A 14,475-nucleotide genomic window follows, 5' to 3' on the forward strand; every position below is an offset into this window, starting at 1 on the left:
CTCCGCGATCTTCCACAGCCCGTCCGGAACAATCCAACTCCACGTACCCCGCCCCATGACGGTCTCAACGACCGCCTCACCACATAGGACACGGTATTAGTGGCCGTCAGTTCACTTCCCCGTCATCCGCGTCAGCCGATCGCGGCCGTACATTTTTGACATGGACCTTCCCGAGGTGCCCGGCGTGGTCCGCTGGGTGTTCGTAGCCGTCGTCGCGCTCCATCTCGTCTCCCTCGTCGCCGTGCTGCGGAGGATGCGCCGGCCCGAGGCCGGGGCGCGGACCGAGGTGGTGCTGGACCTCGTGGACTCCGCCACGAGCGTCACACTGATGGTCGGGATTCTGCTCGACAGCGGTGTGCTGGTGTCCGTCGGAATCGTCGGTACGGGGGTGGTGATTCTGGTGAAGGGGGCCCGGCTGCTCCAGGTCCGGAGGCAGGCCTGACCCCGGTGTCCGCGCGGACGCACCGCCGTCCCGGACGGGATTCCCCGGCGGTGCCGAGCGGCGGAGTGGGGCCGGACCGGCGATCATCGGAACGGTAAGGGTCCGTCCCCCGCCCGGACGGTGACGAAGTCACCTAGTGACATGGCGGTCTTCAATCCGTAGGGTGCTGAATATGGATATGCAGACAGTCGTCCTCGGCACGTCCGGCACGACCCCGCAGGACGTCATCGACGTCGCCCGCCACGGCGCCCGCGTCGAGCTGTCGCCCGAGGCCGTGGAGGCCCTGGCCGCCGCCCGCAACATCGTCGACGCGCTCGCCGCCAAGCCCGAGCCCGTCTACGGGGTCTCCACCGGCTTCGGCGCGCTCGCCACCCGGCACATCGGCCACGAGCTCCGCGCCCAGCTCCAGCGCAACATCGTCCGCTCGCACGCCGCCGGCATGGGCCCGCGCGTCGAGCGCGAGGTCGTCCGCGCCCTGATGTTCCTGCGGCTCAAGACCGTCGCCTCCGGCCACACCGGCGTCCGCCCCGAGGTCGCCCAGACCATGGCCGACGTCCTCAACGCCGGCATCACCCCGGTCGTGCACGAGTACGGCTCCCTCGGCTGCTCCGGCGACCTCGCCCCGCTCTCCCACTGCGCCCTCGCGCTCATGGGCGAGGGCGACGCCGAGGGCCCCGACGGCGAGCTCCGGCCCGCCGGCGAGCTGCTCGCCGCCCACGGCATCACCCCCGTCGAGCTCAAGGAGAAGGAGGGCCTCGCCCTCCTCAACGGCACCGACGGCATGCTCGGCATGCTGATCATGGCCCTCGCCGACCTCGACACCCTCTACAAGTCGGCCGACATCACCGCCGCGCTCTCCCTCGAAGCCCTCCTCGGCACCGAGAAGGTCCTCGAACCCGAGCTGCACGCGATCCGCCCGCACCCCGGCCAGGCCGCCTCCGCCGCCAACATGCTGGCCGTGCTCAAGGGCTCCGAGCTCACCGGTCACTTCCAGAGCGGCGAGGCCCCCCGCGTCCAGGACGCCTACTCGGTCCGCTGCGCCCCGCAGGTCGCCGGCGCCGGCCGCGACACCATGGCGCACGCCCTGCTCGTCGCCGAGCGCGAGCTCGCCGCCGCCGTCGACAACCCGGTGGTTCTCGCCGACGGCCAGGTCCGTTCCAACGGCAACTTCCACGGCGCTCCCGTCGCGTACGTCCTCGACTTCCTCGCCATCGCCGCCGCCGACCTCGGCTCCATCGCCGAGCGCCGCACCGACCGGCTCCTCGACAAGAACCGCTCGCACGGCCTGCCGCCCTTCCTCGCCGACGACCCCGGCGTCGACTCCGGCCTGATGATCGCCCAGTACACGCAGGCCGCCCTGGTCAGCGAGATGAAGCGGCTCGCCGTCCCGGCCTCCGCCGACTCCATCCCGTCCTCGGCGATGCAGGAGGACCACGTCTCCATGGGCTGGTCCGCCGCCCGCAAGCTGCGCACCACGATCGGCAACCTCAACCGGATCATCGCCGTCGAGCTGTACGCCGCCACCCGCGGCATCGAGCTCCGCCACGGCCTGTCCCCGGCGCCCGCCTCCGCCGCCGCCATCGAGGCGCTGCGCGCGGCCGGCGTCCAGGGCCCCGGCCCCGACCGGTTCCTCGCCCCCGACCTGGCGGCCGCCGACACCTTCGTGCGCGAGGGGAAGCTGCTCGCCGCGGTGGAGCCGGTCACCGGCCCGCTGGCGTAACCCGGAGAAGACCTGAGGCCCGTCCCGGACGTCCCGGGGCGGGCCTCACGCGCGTACGGAAACGGCCGCCACGGAGGCGGCCGCTTGACGAAACCGGACGCCACGGAGCCGGTCGCCACGGAAACGACCGCTCAGGACGTCCGGTCGCGGCGCCGCATCGCCAGCGCCACGAAGCCCGCCCCGACACCCAGGAAACCCGTCCCGCCGAGCAGATACGACGTGGTGTCCCGGCCGCCGGTCTCCGCAAGGCGCCCGCCGTCCCCGACGGGGCCGTCCTGGGTCACCCCGATCCGTACCCCGCCCTGATCGTCGGTGGCGTTGGCGGACGGTACGAACCACAGGGCGCACAGCAGCGTGCCCGCGGCGGTCGCGGTCAGCAGTGGGCGTCGGGCGGCGGACACGGAAATTTCGATCCCCCTTGCGGAAACCGCGAATTGGTCGGTGCGTCGATGCTAATGAACACAGCGGGTCGTGGGAAAGCCGGGAGCCCCCCGACGCCTACGCTCCGACCCATGAGTACTTCTGAGACACCGCGCTATGTACGTCTTCGGGTCGATGTGGTCCTGGAGATCGACGGACCGGCCGAACTGGCCTCGGCTGCCCAGGCCCGGATCGACGCCGACGAGTTCATGCCCGAGGAGGAGCGGGTGCCCGCCCGCGCCGCCGCGCACGAGGACAGCGCCGAGGCCCTCGCGTACCTCGTCGAGCCCTTCGACCTGATCCGCGACGTCCCCGGCATCGAGATGGTCCAGGCCTCCTGGAGCACCGAGGAGATCGAGTACGACCCCGATGCGCTGGAGTGGGATCTCGGCGAGGAAGATGGGCAGGAGGAAGACGACGACGACCGGTCGTAGGACCGGTATCCGACCTGTTCGCAGGCCCCGGGACGGCGTCCCGGGGCCTGCGGCGCGCCAGGCGTGCGACGGGTGACGGGGGCCACTGCGGCTCCGGGAACCGGCCGGGACCGTACGAGCGTGTCGATCAGTGGTGTTCCCCACAAACGCTCCGCTTCCGGAACCGGACGGGGTGTCATGGGCGTTCTTAACAAGAAGTTGGCAGGGAATCGGCGACGATGGAGAAGCGTGTGATGACGGACGGCAAGCGCCGCCGCAGGAGCCTGGCCGCCGCGGCCGCCGTGCTCAGCGGTGTGCTGGTGCTTTCGGCGTGCAGCGACGAGGACAAGGGCGCGGGCGCCTCCGGTTCCGCGTCGCCGCAGTCACAGGCTCAGGTCGACGAGGCGGCCGCACAGAAGACCTCCAAGGCGAAGATCACGATCTCGCCGAAGAACGGCGCGCAGAACGCCTCCATCAACAACGACGCCAAGGTCTCCGTCACCGAGGGCAAGCTCACCGAGGTCGTCATGACCTCCGCCGAGGGCAAGGCCGTCGAGGGCGAGATAGCCGCCGACGGCCTGAGCTGGAAGCCGACCGGTCAGCTGGAGCGCGCCACGGTCTACAAGATCGCCGCCACGGCCACCGACGCGGAGGGCCTGGAGGCGCACGAGAACTCCTCGTTCACCACGGTCTCCAAGGCCAACAGCTTCATCGGCAACTTCACGCCGGAGGACGGCTCGACCGTCGGCGTCGGCATGCCGGTCTCGATCAACTTCAACAAGGCGATCACCGACAAGAAGGCCGTCCAGGCCGGCATCACGGTGACCTCCAGCACCGGCCAGGAGGTCGTCGGGCACTGGTTCGACGGCACGCGCCTCGACTTCCGTCCGGACGACTACTGGACCGAGGGCTCGACCGTCACCCTCAAGCTCGACCTCGACGGCGTCGAGGGCGCCGAGGGCGTCTTCGGCGTCCAGCAGAAGACCGTCACCTTCAAGATCGGCCGCAACCAGGTCTCCACCGTCGACGTCGCCACCAAGACCATGACGGTCACCCAGGACGGCAAGACGATCAAGACCATCCCGATCTCCGCCGGCTCCCCGGACAACCCGACCTACAACGGTCAGATGGTGATCTCCGAGAAGTTCAAGGAGACCCGGATGAACGGCGCGACCGTCGGCTTCACCGACGACGACGGCAAGGGCGAGTACGACATCAAGGACGTGCCGCACGCCATGCGCCTGTCCACGTCGGGCACGTTCATCCACGGCAACTACTGGGGCCCGGACTCGATCTTCGGCTCCGCCAACACCAGCCACGGCTGCGTCGGTCTGAACGACGTCAAGGGCGCCGGCGACCCGAACCAGCAGGCCGCCTGGCTGTACGACCACTCGATCGTCGGCGACGTCGTGATCGTCAAGAACTCCAAGGACAAGACCATCGCCCCCAGCAACGGCCTCAACGGCTGGAACATGAGCTGGGCGGACTGGAAGGCCGGCTCGGAGGCCTGATCCCCGGCACGCACGCACGAGAACGGCGGCCCCCTCCACCAAGGAGCGGGCCGCCGTTCCGCGTCACCGTACGACTTCCTCCACACCCCACTGCGCCAGCAGCCGCAGCGCGTCCGCCGACGCCGACCCCGGCTCCGCCTGGTACGTGATGAGCATCAGGTCCGGGTCCCCGCCCGCCACCTGCATGCTCTCGTACGTCAGCGTCATCTCGCCCACCAGCGGATGCCGCAGCACCTTCGTCCCGTGCCCCTTGTCCGCGACGGTGTGCGCCGCCCACAGCGAACGGAACTCCTCGCTGCGCACCGACAGCTCACCGACCAGTGCCAGCAGCGCCGGATCCTCCGGATAGCAGCCCGCGTACAGCCGCAGCACGCTCACCACCTCGGTCGCCTTGCACTCCCAGTCCCGGTACAGATCACGCGCGTTGGGCCCCAGGAAGACCATCCTGGCCACATTGCGCTCGACCGGCTCCATCGCCTCGAAGTCGCCCATCAGGGCCCGCGCCATCCGGTTCCAGGCGAGGACGTCGAGCCGCCGGCCCACGACGAACGCCGGGATGCCCTCCATGGCGTCCAGCAGGTGCCGCAGACCGGGCCGCACCTGCTGAGGACGGGCGATGGCCGCCCGGTGCTGCCTCTTCTTCGCCGTCGGCTTCGCCAGATGCGTCAGATGCGCCCGCTCGGTGTCGCTCAGCCGCAGGGCCCGCGCGATCGAGTCCAGCACCTCCATGGACACGTTGCGGCCGTTGCCCTGTTCGAGCCGGGTGTAGTACGCCACCGACACCCCGGCCAGCTGCGCCAGCTCCTCCCGGCGCAGCCCGGGCACCCGGCGGTGGCGCCCGAACTCCGGCAGACCCACGTCCTCCGGCTTCAGCCGGGCCCGGCGCGAGCGCAGGAATTCGCTGAGTTCGGCACTGAGATCCATGCGTCCCGATTATCCCAGGTCGCACGTCCCTACGGACGGCTGTTCCTGTCCCTGCCAGTGGTAGGCACACTGGACGTAGGCAGAACAGGGGGCTGGGTGATGCCCGCGCCCTCACGCAGGCTGGGTCCATGACCACGAACGTGACCACCGTCCCCGCGTACGCCGCACCCGCCGCCGACGCCCCGCTGGAGCGCACCACCGTGCCGCGCCGGCCCGTCGGCGAGCACGACGTCCTCATCGAGATCAAGTACTCCGGCATCTGCCACTCCGACATCCACCAGGCCCGTGACGGCTGGGGCGAGGGCATCTTCCCGATGGTCCCGGGCCACGAGATCGCGGGCGTCGTCGCCGAGGTCGGCTCCGGGGTCAGCAGGTTCCAGGTCGGCGACCGGGTCGGCGTCGGCTGCTTCGTCGACTCCTGCCGCGAGTGCGCGTACTGCCGCCAGGGCCTGGAGCAGTACTGCGTCCAGGGCGGGACCGGCACGTACAACGCCCTCGACAAGAACGGCGAGCCCACCTACGGCGGCTACTCCAGCCACATCGTCGTCGACGAGAACTACACCCTGCGCATCCCCGAGGGCATCGGCCTCGACGAGGCCGCCCCGCTGCTCTGCGCCGGCATCACCCTCTACTCGCCGCTCGCCCACTGGCAGGCGGGCCCCGGCAAGAAGGTCGCGATCGTCGGCCTCGGCGGCCTCGGCCACATGGGCGTCAAGATCGCCCACGCGCTCGGCGCCGAGGTGACCGTCCTCAGCCAGTCGCTCAAGAAGCAGGAGGACGGCCTGAAGCTGGGCGCCGACCACTACTACGCCACCAGCGACCCGGCGACCTTCACCGAGCTGGCCGGCACCTTCGACCTGGTGATCTCCACGGTCTCCGCGCCGCTGGACTTCAACGCCTACCTGAGCCTGGTCAGGACGGACGGCGCCCTGGTGAACGTCGGCGCCCCCGAGGAGCCCGTCTCCCTCAGCCTCTTCTCCCTCATCGGCGGCCGCAAGACCCTCGCCGGCTCGATGATCGGCAGCATCGCCGAGACGCAGGAGATGCTCGACTTCTGCGCCGAGCACGGCCTCGGCGCGGAGATCGAGCTGATCCGCGCCGAGCAGATCAACGAGGCGTACGAGCGGGTGCTCGCCAGTGACGTGCGCTACCGCTTCGTGATCGACGCGTCGACGATCTGACGCCCGCGCCCGGTGCCGGGGCATGACCTACGGGGTAATCGACCCCGCAGGGCGTGCCCCGGCATGCTTGCGTCATGACCGCATACGCCATCGGAAACCTGCACCCGAAGCCCGTCCTCGACGAGGAGGTCTTCACCTACATGGAGCGCGTCCAGGGCACCCTGGACCCCTTCGGCGGCCGCTTCCTCGTCCACGGCGCACCCGCCCGTGAGGTCCCCGAGGGCGACTGGCCTGGCGCCGTCGTGATCATCGGCTTCCCGTCGTACGAGAACGCCCGCGCCTGGTACGACTCCGCCGCCTACCAGGCCCTGATCCCGCTCCGCACCCGCCACATGGCCGGCGACATCCTCCTCGTCGAGGGCGTGCCCGACGGGTACGACCCGGCGGCGACGGCCGCGACGATGCGGGCCGCGTCAGGCGACCCGGCCTGAACGGAGCTCCAGCCGCCGGCCGCCGAAGCCCGCGCGGAAGCGTTCGTCGTGGGAGACCGCGACCACCGCGCCGGGGAAGGCGGCCAGGGCCGCCTCCAGGTCCTCCACCAGGGAGAGCGCCACATGGTTGGTCGGCTCGTCCAGGACGAGCAGATCGGCCGGCCGGGTCACCAGCCGGGCCAGCTCCAGGCGGCGCTGCTGGCCGACCGAGAGCCGGGCCACCGGCACCGACAGGTCCTCCTCCCGGAAGAGCCCGAGGGCGAGCAGCTCCGCCGCGTACTCCTCGGGCGGACCGGGGCGCCCGGCCGCGTACTCCGTGAGCAGCGGCTTCGGGGACGGTACGGCGGGCAGCTCCTGGCGCAGCCGGCCCACCCGGCCCGAGCGGCCGACCGTCCCGCTGTCGGGGCGCAGATCCCCGGCGAGCACCCGGAGCAGGGTCGTCTTGCCGGCGCCGTTGGGCCCGGAGACGAGCAGCCGGTCCCCGGCCGAGATCCGCAGCTTGTCGATGCGCAGCCGCTCGCCGACGACGACGTCGACGAGCTCGGCGAGCGGCCCGTCGACGGGAACTCCTTCGGCGTCGGCGGCCGCCGACGCGATCCGGGCCGTGAAGCGCAGGGGTTCCGGTGGGGCCGGGACCGGGGACCTCCGCAGCTGCTCCAGCCTGACCCGGGCCGCCCTGACCTGGCCCGACAGCTTGTTCTCGTGCGAGCGGCGGTGCTTGCCGAAGCCCTGCCGGGGGTCCTTCCCCGACCCGGCGAGCCGCTGCCCGGCCGCCGCCACCAGCTCCTCCGTACGGGCCAGTTCCTCCCGCCACTCCTCGTGCTCCTGCGCCCGGCGGCGGCGGGCTGCGGCCTTCGCCGCGCGGTAGCCGGACCAGCCGTCGCCGTACCGGGTCACCGCGCGGGTGTCCCGGTCGACCTCCAGGATCGTGGTCGCCATGCCCTGGAGGAACGCCCGGTCGTGGGTGACCGCGACCACGGTCCCGCGGTGGGTGCGCAGCCGTGCCTCCAGCCAGTCGGCGGCGGCACGGTCGAGGTGGTTCGTCGGCTCGTCGAGGAGCAGCAGCTCGGCGCCCGAGGCGAGGACGCAGGCCAGGGCGAGCCGTGACTGCTCGCCGCCGGAGAGCGTCCCGACGCGGCGCTCGTACGGGACATGGCCGAGGCCGAGCCCGTGCAGGGCGGCGTCCACCCGGGCGTCGGCCTGGTAGCCGCCCCGTTCCTCGTAGCGGGCGGCGAGTTCCCCGTACGCGAGGAGTTCCTCGGGGGTGGCTGAGCCGAGGGTCTCCTCGGCGGCCCGCATCTCCCGTTCCATGGCGCGGAGTTCGGCGAGCGCCGCATCGACGGCGTCCCGCACGGTGTGCCCGGGCCCGAGGCCGAGGGTCTCGGCGAGCGTCTGGGCGAGACGTGCGACGCCGCCGGGGAAGCGGACGGTCACCTCTCCGGTGTCGGGCGCCTCGGCCCCGGCCAGGAGCCGGAGCAGGGTGGATTTGCCGGAGCCGTTCTCACCGATGACGGCGGCCTTCTCACCGGGGCGGACGGTGAGCGTGAGCTGGTCGAGGACGGAGCGGTCCCCGTAGGACTTGGAGACGTCTTTCAGGGTCAACTGGGCGCGGTCGCGCATGGGATCTTTCCCTGGGTGCTGGGGGCATTCGGGCCGGGGAAGGGACACCGGGACCACCACTGCCGTGCCCCGAGGGCGCCGGATCAGCGGGTCGGACCGTGTCCGCGGCCGGAATCAGAGAAAGAAGTAGAACGAACCCATGCCCCCGAGTGTAGCCAGCGGGAGTGCGGGACCGCCGTGGCTTCCACGGCGTAGTCGAGGAGCTCCGCGAAGCGGAGCCACTGGAGAAGGGGTACGTTCAGCGGCCCGTAGCCGGGGGTGAGGTGCCCGCGGATGCCGGCGACGATGTCGCCCGGCTCGTCCCGGCCGTCGACCCGTCCGAGGGCGGTGAGATAGGCCGCCGCGCAGGCGTCGAGACGGCCGTGCAGCTCCGCGAGCCGGTGCCCGAGGTCGTCGGGAAGCAGCGACGGGTCGGGGTGGGGGACCTCCAGGAACGCGCCACGGCGGTTCGCCACGGCGGCGACGAGCCCCAGGCGCGAGGGCCCGGCCCCACCGGGCCAGCGGGGCCGCCACGGCGACGCCAGGGGGCCGGCGCCACGAGGCGTACGGACACCGGCCGCCTTCTCCACGCGGCGGCGGGCCGCGAAGACCGCGATCTCCTCGATCCTGGCGGCGCGGCTCGCCTCCAGGATGTCGAGCGCGCGCAGCAGCGCGGCCGTGTCCCGCCGCAGATCCGGCGCGGGCACGGCCGTCGCGGCCAGATAGGCCCAGGTCGCGTGGAAGCCGAGCGGCCCGTACTCCGCGACGGCACACCGCAGGGCGCCGTGTCTGCGGGCGGGTGACGCCTGTTCGTCCCGCACCCGCCGCGCGTGGGTCCCGAAACTCACGATGAGGACGCGGACCGTCAGCCGTCGGCCTTCGCGACACCGATCGGGCAGGAGACGCCCGTGCCGCCGATGCCGCAGTAGCCCGCCGGGTTCTTGTCCAGGTACTGCTGGTGATATCCCTCCGCCGGGTAGAAGGCACGGCCCTCCGCCGGGAGGATCTCGGTGCTGATCGTGCCGTAGCCGGAGCCCGTCAGGACCTTCTGGTAGGCCTCGCGGGAGGCGTCGACGGTGGCCGCCTGGGCGGGGGAGTGGGTGTAGACGGCCGAGCGGTACTGGGTGCCCACGTCGTTGCCCTGGCGGAAGCCCTGGGTCGGGTCGTGGGACTCCCAGAAGAGCTTCAGGAGGGACTCGTACGAGACCTTCGACGGGTCGAAGACGACCCGGACGGCCTCGGTGTGCCCGGTCAGGCCCGAGCAGACCTCCTCGTAGGCCGGGTTCGGCGTGTAGCCGCCCTGGTAGCCGACGAGAGTGGTCCAGACGCCGTCGGTCTGCCAGAACTTGCGCTCGGCGCCCCAGAAACAGCCGAGGGCGAAGTCGGCGACCTCCAGGCCCTCCGGGTACGGGCCGAGGAGCGGGTTGCCGAGGACCGTGTGGCGCTCGGGAACGGCGAACTCCGGCTCGGGACGGCCGCGCAGGGCCTGCTCGGGAGTGGGGAGGACGGGGGTGCGGGACAGGAACATGCTGCATCTCTCCTCGACGGTCGGCAGTGGTCACAACGCAGACGGGCGGGGAGGGATTCCCCGAGGGTTCCTCAGGGGTCCCTCCCCGCCCGCCGGGGAGTCGCGGTCCGCCGCGCCGTCAGTGCGGCAGCGTCGCCGGATTGCCGCCGTTCGCCTCGTACCCCGCCACCGCCAGGTTCCGGACGACCGTGAACGCCGCCGCCGGGTCACCGCTCAGCGTCCACGGCACCGCGCCCACGTGCCCGTCGACCTTCACCAGCTGGTGCATGGCCTCCGCCCAGCGCTCGCCGCGCACCAGGAACCAGACGAGCAGATGGCGGACGTGCGCCAGCATCGGGTCGTCGGGCCGGGCCGAGTGCACCGCGTACAGCGCGCCGTCCATCGCCTTCGACACCACGGCCGTGCGGAAGAAGTCCTGGACGAGCACCACGTCCGGCACGTGCTCGTGGACCGCGAACAGCGGGAGCGCCGCGAGCAGCGAACCCCGGGGGGCGCGCGCCGCGGCCGTCGTCGCGAAGTGGTCGGCCTCCTCGCGGGAACCGTGCCACTTCTCGCACCAGTAGTGCAGGGCCGCGAGATGGGCGCCCATGTGCTGCGGCGCCCGGTCGATGACCCGCGCCCACACCTGGTCGAACTCCTCGTGGCTGTAGCCGAGGCCGCGGGCCACGGCGAGCTGCGTGATGTACGGGACGGGGTCGCCCGGAGCGAGCAGCGCCGCCTCCTCGGTGACCTTCCGCGCCTCCTCCAGGATGATCCGGAAGTCGTCGGTCCCCGCCGCCGAGGAGCGCCAGGCCTGCTGCACCAGGAACTCGCCGTGCACCGCGGCGCCGCCGGCGTCCTTCGGGGCCTCCGCCCGCCAGGTCCGCAGCCATGCGCCGCCGACGCCCGGCCGCTCCTGGAGTTCCAGGGACGCGGCGCCCGCGAACGCCTGGACGCGCTGCCAGCGCACCTCGCCGTCCTTGTCGGTGGCGGCGAGCAGCCGCGACGCGGCCCGCCAGTCCTGGGTGGCCTGGACGACGTCGAGGACGTGCAGGAGTTCGTCGTCCGCGCCCGGGAGCCGTACGTCCTGGTCCTCCTGACGTACGAATCCGTACGCCTCCGGGTCCGCCGCGTCCGGTGCGCCCGGCGCGACCTGGCGGATGCCGCCACCGCGGCGGCGCAGCAGGTAGGGGCCGAGGACGCCGAACAGCAGGCCCAGCGCGATCAGGAACCAGAGAATCTCCATGTGTCCATTGTCCAGGACGCGTGGTGAGACGATCGAGGCGCCCGGGGTCACTCGGGACTACGCTCCTGACACATGAGCGACCAGCACTCTCACCAGAGCTTCGAGACCCGCGCGATCCATGCGGGCAACACCGCGGACCCGCTGACCGGCGCGGTCGTCCCGCCCATCTACCAGGTGTCCACCTACAAGCAGGACGGCGTGGGCGGGCTGCGCGGCGGTTACGAGTACAGCCGCAGCGCCAACCCCACCCGTACGGCCCTCGAGGAGAACCTGGCGGCCCTGGAGGGCGGCCGGCGCGGCCTCGCGTTCGCGTCGGGCCTGGCCGCCGAGGACTGCCTCCTGCGCGCGCTCCTCGCGCCCGGCGACCACGTGGTCATCCCGAACGACGCCTACGGCGGCACGTTCCGGCTCTTCGCCAAGGTCGTGCAGCGCTGGGGCGTCGACTTCTCCGTCGCGAACACCTCCGACGTCGAAGCGGTGCGTGCGGCCGTCAACGACCGTACGAAGCTGATCTGGGTCGAGACCCCGTCGAACCCGCTCCTCGGCATCACCGACATCGAGGCGATCGCGGGCGTCGCGCGGCAGGCCGGCGTGAAGCTGGTCGTCGACAACACCTTCGCCTCGCCCTACCTCCAGCAGCCGCTGGCTCTCGGTGCGGACGTCGTCGTGCACTCCCTCACCAAGTACATGGGCGGCCACTCCGACGTCGTCGGCGGCGCGCTGGTGACGGCCGACGAGGCGCTCGGCGAGGAGCTCGCGTACCACCAGAACGCGATGGGCGCGGTCGCCGGTCCCTTCGACTCGTGGATCGTGCTGCGCGGCATCAAGACCCTCGCGGTCCGTATGGACCGGCACAGCGAGAACGCCGAGAAGATCGTCGAGATGCTGACCCAGCACCCGAAGGTCACCCAGGTCCTCTACCCGGGGCTCCCGGAGCACCCGGGGCACGAGATCGCCGCCAAGCAGATGCGTTCCTTCGGCGGCATGATCTCGTTCCGTGTGGAGGGCGGCGAGGAGGCGGCCGTCGAGGTCTGCAACCGTGCGCAGCTGTTCACCCTCGGTGAGTCCCTCGGCGGCGTCGAGTCCCTCATCGAGCACCCGGGCCGGATGACCCACGCGAGCGTCGCGGGTTCCGCCCTGGAGGTCCCCGCCGACCTCGTCCGCCTGTCGGTGGGCATCGAGAACGTCGACGACCTGCTCGCCGACCTGCGGCAGGCGCTGGGCTAGTCGCCGGTAAGGGCCGGGTGCGGGCTCCTGTCGGTACGTCCCGGGCACCTGTTCGTCCCGGGCACCTGTTCCTGCGGGCCGGGTGGGTGCTCCTGTCGTCCGGAGCGCCCGCCCGGCCCGTCGTGCGGGGTGCCGCTCGTTCAGGTGCCGGGCAGGGGCTCCTTCATCGAGGCCCTGATCTCCGCGCGGAGTTCGGGGCTGTCCGTGTGCTCGTGGACGGAGACCACGTGCTGGACGGCGGCCCGTACGAGCTCCTCCTCCTCGCCCGACATGTAGAGCGAGCAACCGGAGACACTCGGAGTGTCCCGGCAGTCGGTTGCTTTCCTGGCCATGACGACCTCCTGACGGGCCTGCGGACAGGCCCCTTCCTCCAGGCTAGGTCCGTCCTCACAAGCCGTCGAACGGCGGTGTGGTCTCCGCCGCGGGGGCTTCCCAGGGCTGTGCCACCGATGCCCAGAACACGAAGGCGAGCACCGCGAGGGCGAACAGCGTCCACGCGGCCCGTCGGACGACCCGGTTCCTCCGGAGCAGTCGGGAGCCGCGTTCCGCGGCCTCCCCGGCGAGGTCGCCGGGGACCGGTGGGTGCGGGGTGTCGAGCAGTCGCCTGACCGCCGCCTCCCTGTCCTCGTAGCGGCTCACGCGGCGGTCCTCCCGGAGGATCTTCCGGTCGGCGTCCCCGTGCTGCCCCGGGCCGCTCTCAGGGCGGACACCGCGCGGGCGTGGACGGCCCTGACGCGGGCCTCCGGCAGTCCGAGCAGGGCCGCGACCTGTTCCTCGGCGACCCCCTCGTACAGCCGGAGGACGAGGATGAGCCGTTCCTGCGGGTGGAGGGCGGAGAGGACCCCGCCCCGGCCGCCGTGGTGCCGCCAGGCGGTGCGGGCGAAGCGGGCGGTGAGCTCGCGCCGGGTGAGCTCGTACGGATCCTCGTCCCGCAGTCGCTCCCACACCGCGTAGGTGTGCGCGAGGGCGGCGGTCAGCAGGGCCCGGGCGTACGGGTTGCGGGCGCGGGTCTCGGCGGTGAGCAGGGTCGCGGTGTGCAGCAGCCGGCCCGCCGCCCCGGCCACGAACGCGTCGAATTCCCGGGTGCGGTAGGCGCGTTCGGCGCGGGGTCCGTTCCGCTGCTCTGCCACGTCCTCATCTGAGGACAGCGGCGGGTCGGGGTCAAGAGGTCTGCGCGGACTCGTTCGACCTCTCGGCCGTGCTCCCGGTCGTGGACGGGGGCGCCGACGGGGCCGCCGGTGCGGGCATCGCCGCGGCCGCGGACTCCGTCGCCGGTCCGCCCGTGTGCGCCGACTGCCGTGCGGACAGGGCGGTGTTGAAGCGGGTGAGCAGGGTGCAGAAGGACTCGCGCTCGTCCGGCGTCCAGCCCTCCGTGACCTCCACCATCAGCTGGCGGCGCGAGGAGCGGACCTCCTCCAGGCGGGCGAGCCCGCGCGGCGAGAGCTGGAGCACGACCGCGCGCCCGTCCTCGGGGTGCGAGGTGCGCTTCACCAGGCCGGTGTCGACGAGCGGTGCGACCTGGCGGGTGACCGTCGACGAGTCGATGCCCATGCCCGCCGCCAGGGCCTTCACGCCCATCGGGCCTTCCTGGTCAAGACGGTTGAGGAGCAGGTACGCGGCGCGGTCCATCGAGTTGCGGAGCTGCCCGGTGCCACCGAGGCGCGTCTGCTCGGCCCGGCGGGCGAAGACGGCCACCTGGTGCTGGAGGGCATCGAGGAGACCGGGGTCGAACTCAGTCGTCATGTCCTGAGATGTGGGCATGGCTGTGGGTCTCTCTCGTGCGGGGGTGGTCGGTTGGTGGGGGACAGAGTACGCGGCCCCGGGGAGGTCCGTACCGGGGCTGCGCAAACCCGC

General features: G+C 72.0%; 17 protein-coding genes. 7 read left to right on the top strand and 10 right to left on the bottom strand.

The annotated features are described in order from the left end of the window. The first annotated feature begins 160 nt into the window (after positions 1-160). Together ACZ4XX_RS09325 and hutH are read left to right on the top strand one after the other, a co-directional pair. Positions 161-442, top strand: coding sequence for a hypothetical protein (locus ACZ4XX_RS09325; RefSeq protein ID WP_468507335.1), 282 nt, complete (start codon positions 161-163; stop codon positions 440-442). A gap of 178 nt (positions 443-620) precedes the next feature. After that, complete coding sequence (hutH, locus tag ACZ4XX_RS09330) at positions 621-2,162, top strand: histidine ammonia-lyase (protein ID WP_468507501.1); 1,542 nt, start codon at positions 621-623, stop codon at positions 2,160-2,162. 131 nt (positions 2,163-2,293) lie between these two features. Here the strand turns inward: hutH and ACZ4XX_RS09335 are convergent, their stop codons facing one another. Further along, a complete protein-coding gene (locus ACZ4XX_RS09335) occupies positions 2,294-2,563 on the bottom strand; it encodes an LPXTG cell wall anchor domain-containing protein (RefSeq protein ID WP_468507336.1) in 270 nt (89 codons plus the stop codon). A 111-nt stretch (positions 2,564-2,674) separates the two neighbouring features. On the opposite strand from ACZ4XX_RS09335, the gene ACZ4XX_RS09340 reads away from it, so the two are divergent. Together ACZ4XX_RS09340 and ACZ4XX_RS09345 are read left to right on the top strand one after the other, a co-directional pair. After that, on the top strand, positions 2,675-3,016 hold the full coding sequence (locus ACZ4XX_RS09340) for a hypothetical protein (RefSeq protein WP_468507337.1): 342 nt from the start codon (positions 2,675-2,677) through the stop codon (positions 3,014-3,016). A gap of 218 nt (positions 3,017-3,234) precedes the next feature. Next, positions 3,235-4,506: a L,D-transpeptidase gene (locus ACZ4XX_RS09345; protein WP_468507338.1), complete on the top strand. Its 1,272-nt coding sequence runs from the start codon at positions 3,235-3,237 to the stop codon at positions 4,504-4,506. Positions 4,507-4,569: 63 nt separating this feature from the next. Here ACZ4XX_RS09345 and ACZ4XX_RS09350 read toward each other — a convergent pair whose 3' ends face one another. After that, entirely contained in the window at positions 4,570-5,430 is an 861-nt protein-coding gene (locus tag ACZ4XX_RS09350; protein ID WP_468507339.1) for a helix-turn-helix domain-containing protein, read from the bottom strand. A 128-nt stretch (positions 5,431-5,558) separates the two neighbouring features. Between ACZ4XX_RS09350 and ACZ4XX_RS09355 the strand changes: the two genes are divergently transcribed. Both ACZ4XX_RS09355 and ACZ4XX_RS09360 read left to right on the top strand, forming a co-directional pair. Next, positions 5,559-6,611, top strand: coding sequence for an NAD(P)-dependent alcohol dehydrogenase (locus ACZ4XX_RS09355; protein ID WP_468507340.1), 1,053 nt, complete (start codon positions 5,559-5,561; stop codon positions 6,609-6,611). A 74-nt stretch (positions 6,612-6,685) separates the two neighbouring features. Beyond that, positions 6,686-7,042 (top strand): DUF1330 domain-containing protein, encoded by a 357-nt coding sequence (locus ACZ4XX_RS09360; RefSeq protein ID WP_468507341.1) that lies wholly within the window; start codon positions 6,686-6,688, stop codon positions 7,040-7,042. Here ACZ4XX_RS09360 and abc-f read toward each other — a convergent pair. From abc-f to ACZ4XX_RS09380, 4 genes are all read right to left on the bottom strand, one after another. Beyond that, positions 7,025-8,662, bottom strand: coding sequence for a ribosomal protection-like ABC-F family protein (gene abc-f, locus ACZ4XX_RS09365; protein WP_468507342.1), 1,638 nt, complete (start codon positions 8,660-8,662; stop codon positions 7,025-7,027). The genes ACZ4XX_RS09360 and abc-f overlap by 18 nt on opposite strands. Positions 8,663-8,745: 83 nt before the next feature. Next, on the bottom strand, positions 8,746-9,489 hold the full coding sequence (locus ACZ4XX_RS09370; protein WP_468507343.1) for a hypothetical protein: 744 nt from the start codon (positions 9,487-9,489) through the stop codon (positions 8,746-8,748). Between the two features lie 17 nt (positions 9,490-9,506). After that, entirely contained in the window at positions 9,507-10,169 is a 663-nt protein-coding gene (gene msrA / locus ACZ4XX_RS09375; RefSeq protein WP_468507344.1) for a peptide-methionine (S)-S-oxide reductase MsrA, read from the bottom strand. Between the two features lie 118 nt (positions 10,170-10,287). Beyond that, entirely contained in the window at positions 10,288-11,394 is a 1,107-nt protein-coding gene (locus tag ACZ4XX_RS09380) for a hypothetical protein (RefSeq protein ID WP_468507345.1), read from the bottom strand. Between the two features lie 72 nt (positions 11,395-11,466). On the opposite strand from ACZ4XX_RS09380, the gene ACZ4XX_RS09385 reads away from it, so the two are divergent. Continuing rightward, a complete protein-coding gene (locus ACZ4XX_RS09385; protein ID WP_468507346.1) occupies positions 11,467-12,621 on the top strand; it encodes a cystathionine gamma-synthase in 1,155 nt (384 codons plus the stop codon). A 140-nt stretch (positions 12,622-12,761) separates the two neighbouring features. On the opposite strand, the gene ACZ4XX_RS09390 is transcribed toward ACZ4XX_RS09385, so the two are convergent. From ACZ4XX_RS09390 to ACZ4XX_RS09405, 4 genes are read right to left on the bottom strand one after another with little or no spacing between them, the layout of a single operon-like run. Then, a complete protein-coding gene (locus ACZ4XX_RS09390; protein WP_355961746.1) occupies positions 12,762-12,953 on the bottom strand; it encodes a DUF1059 domain-containing protein in 192 nt (63 codons plus the stop codon). A 55-nt stretch (positions 12,954-13,008) separates the two neighbouring features. After that, positions 13,009-13,260 (bottom strand): hypothetical protein, encoded by a 252-nt coding sequence (locus ACZ4XX_RS09395; RefSeq protein WP_468507347.1) that lies wholly within the window; start codon positions 13,258-13,260, stop codon positions 13,009-13,011. Then, on the bottom strand, positions 13,257-13,751 hold the full coding sequence (locus tag ACZ4XX_RS09400; RefSeq protein WP_468507348.1) for a sigma factor-like helix-turn-helix DNA-binding protein: 495 nt from the start codon (positions 13,749-13,751) through the stop codon (positions 13,257-13,259). Before ACZ4XX_RS09400 ends, ACZ4XX_RS09395 begins: the two co-directional genes overlap by 4 nt. Positions 13,752-13,782: 31 nt before the next feature. Continuing rightward, positions 13,783-14,382, bottom strand: coding sequence for a MarR family winged helix-turn-helix transcriptional regulator (locus ACZ4XX_RS09405; RefSeq protein ID WP_468507349.1), 600 nt, complete (start codon positions 14,380-14,382; stop codon positions 13,783-13,785). Positions 14,383-14,475 lie beyond the last annotated feature (93 nt).

This window comes from Streptomyces sp. NPDC029956 (genome assembly GCF_055574655.1).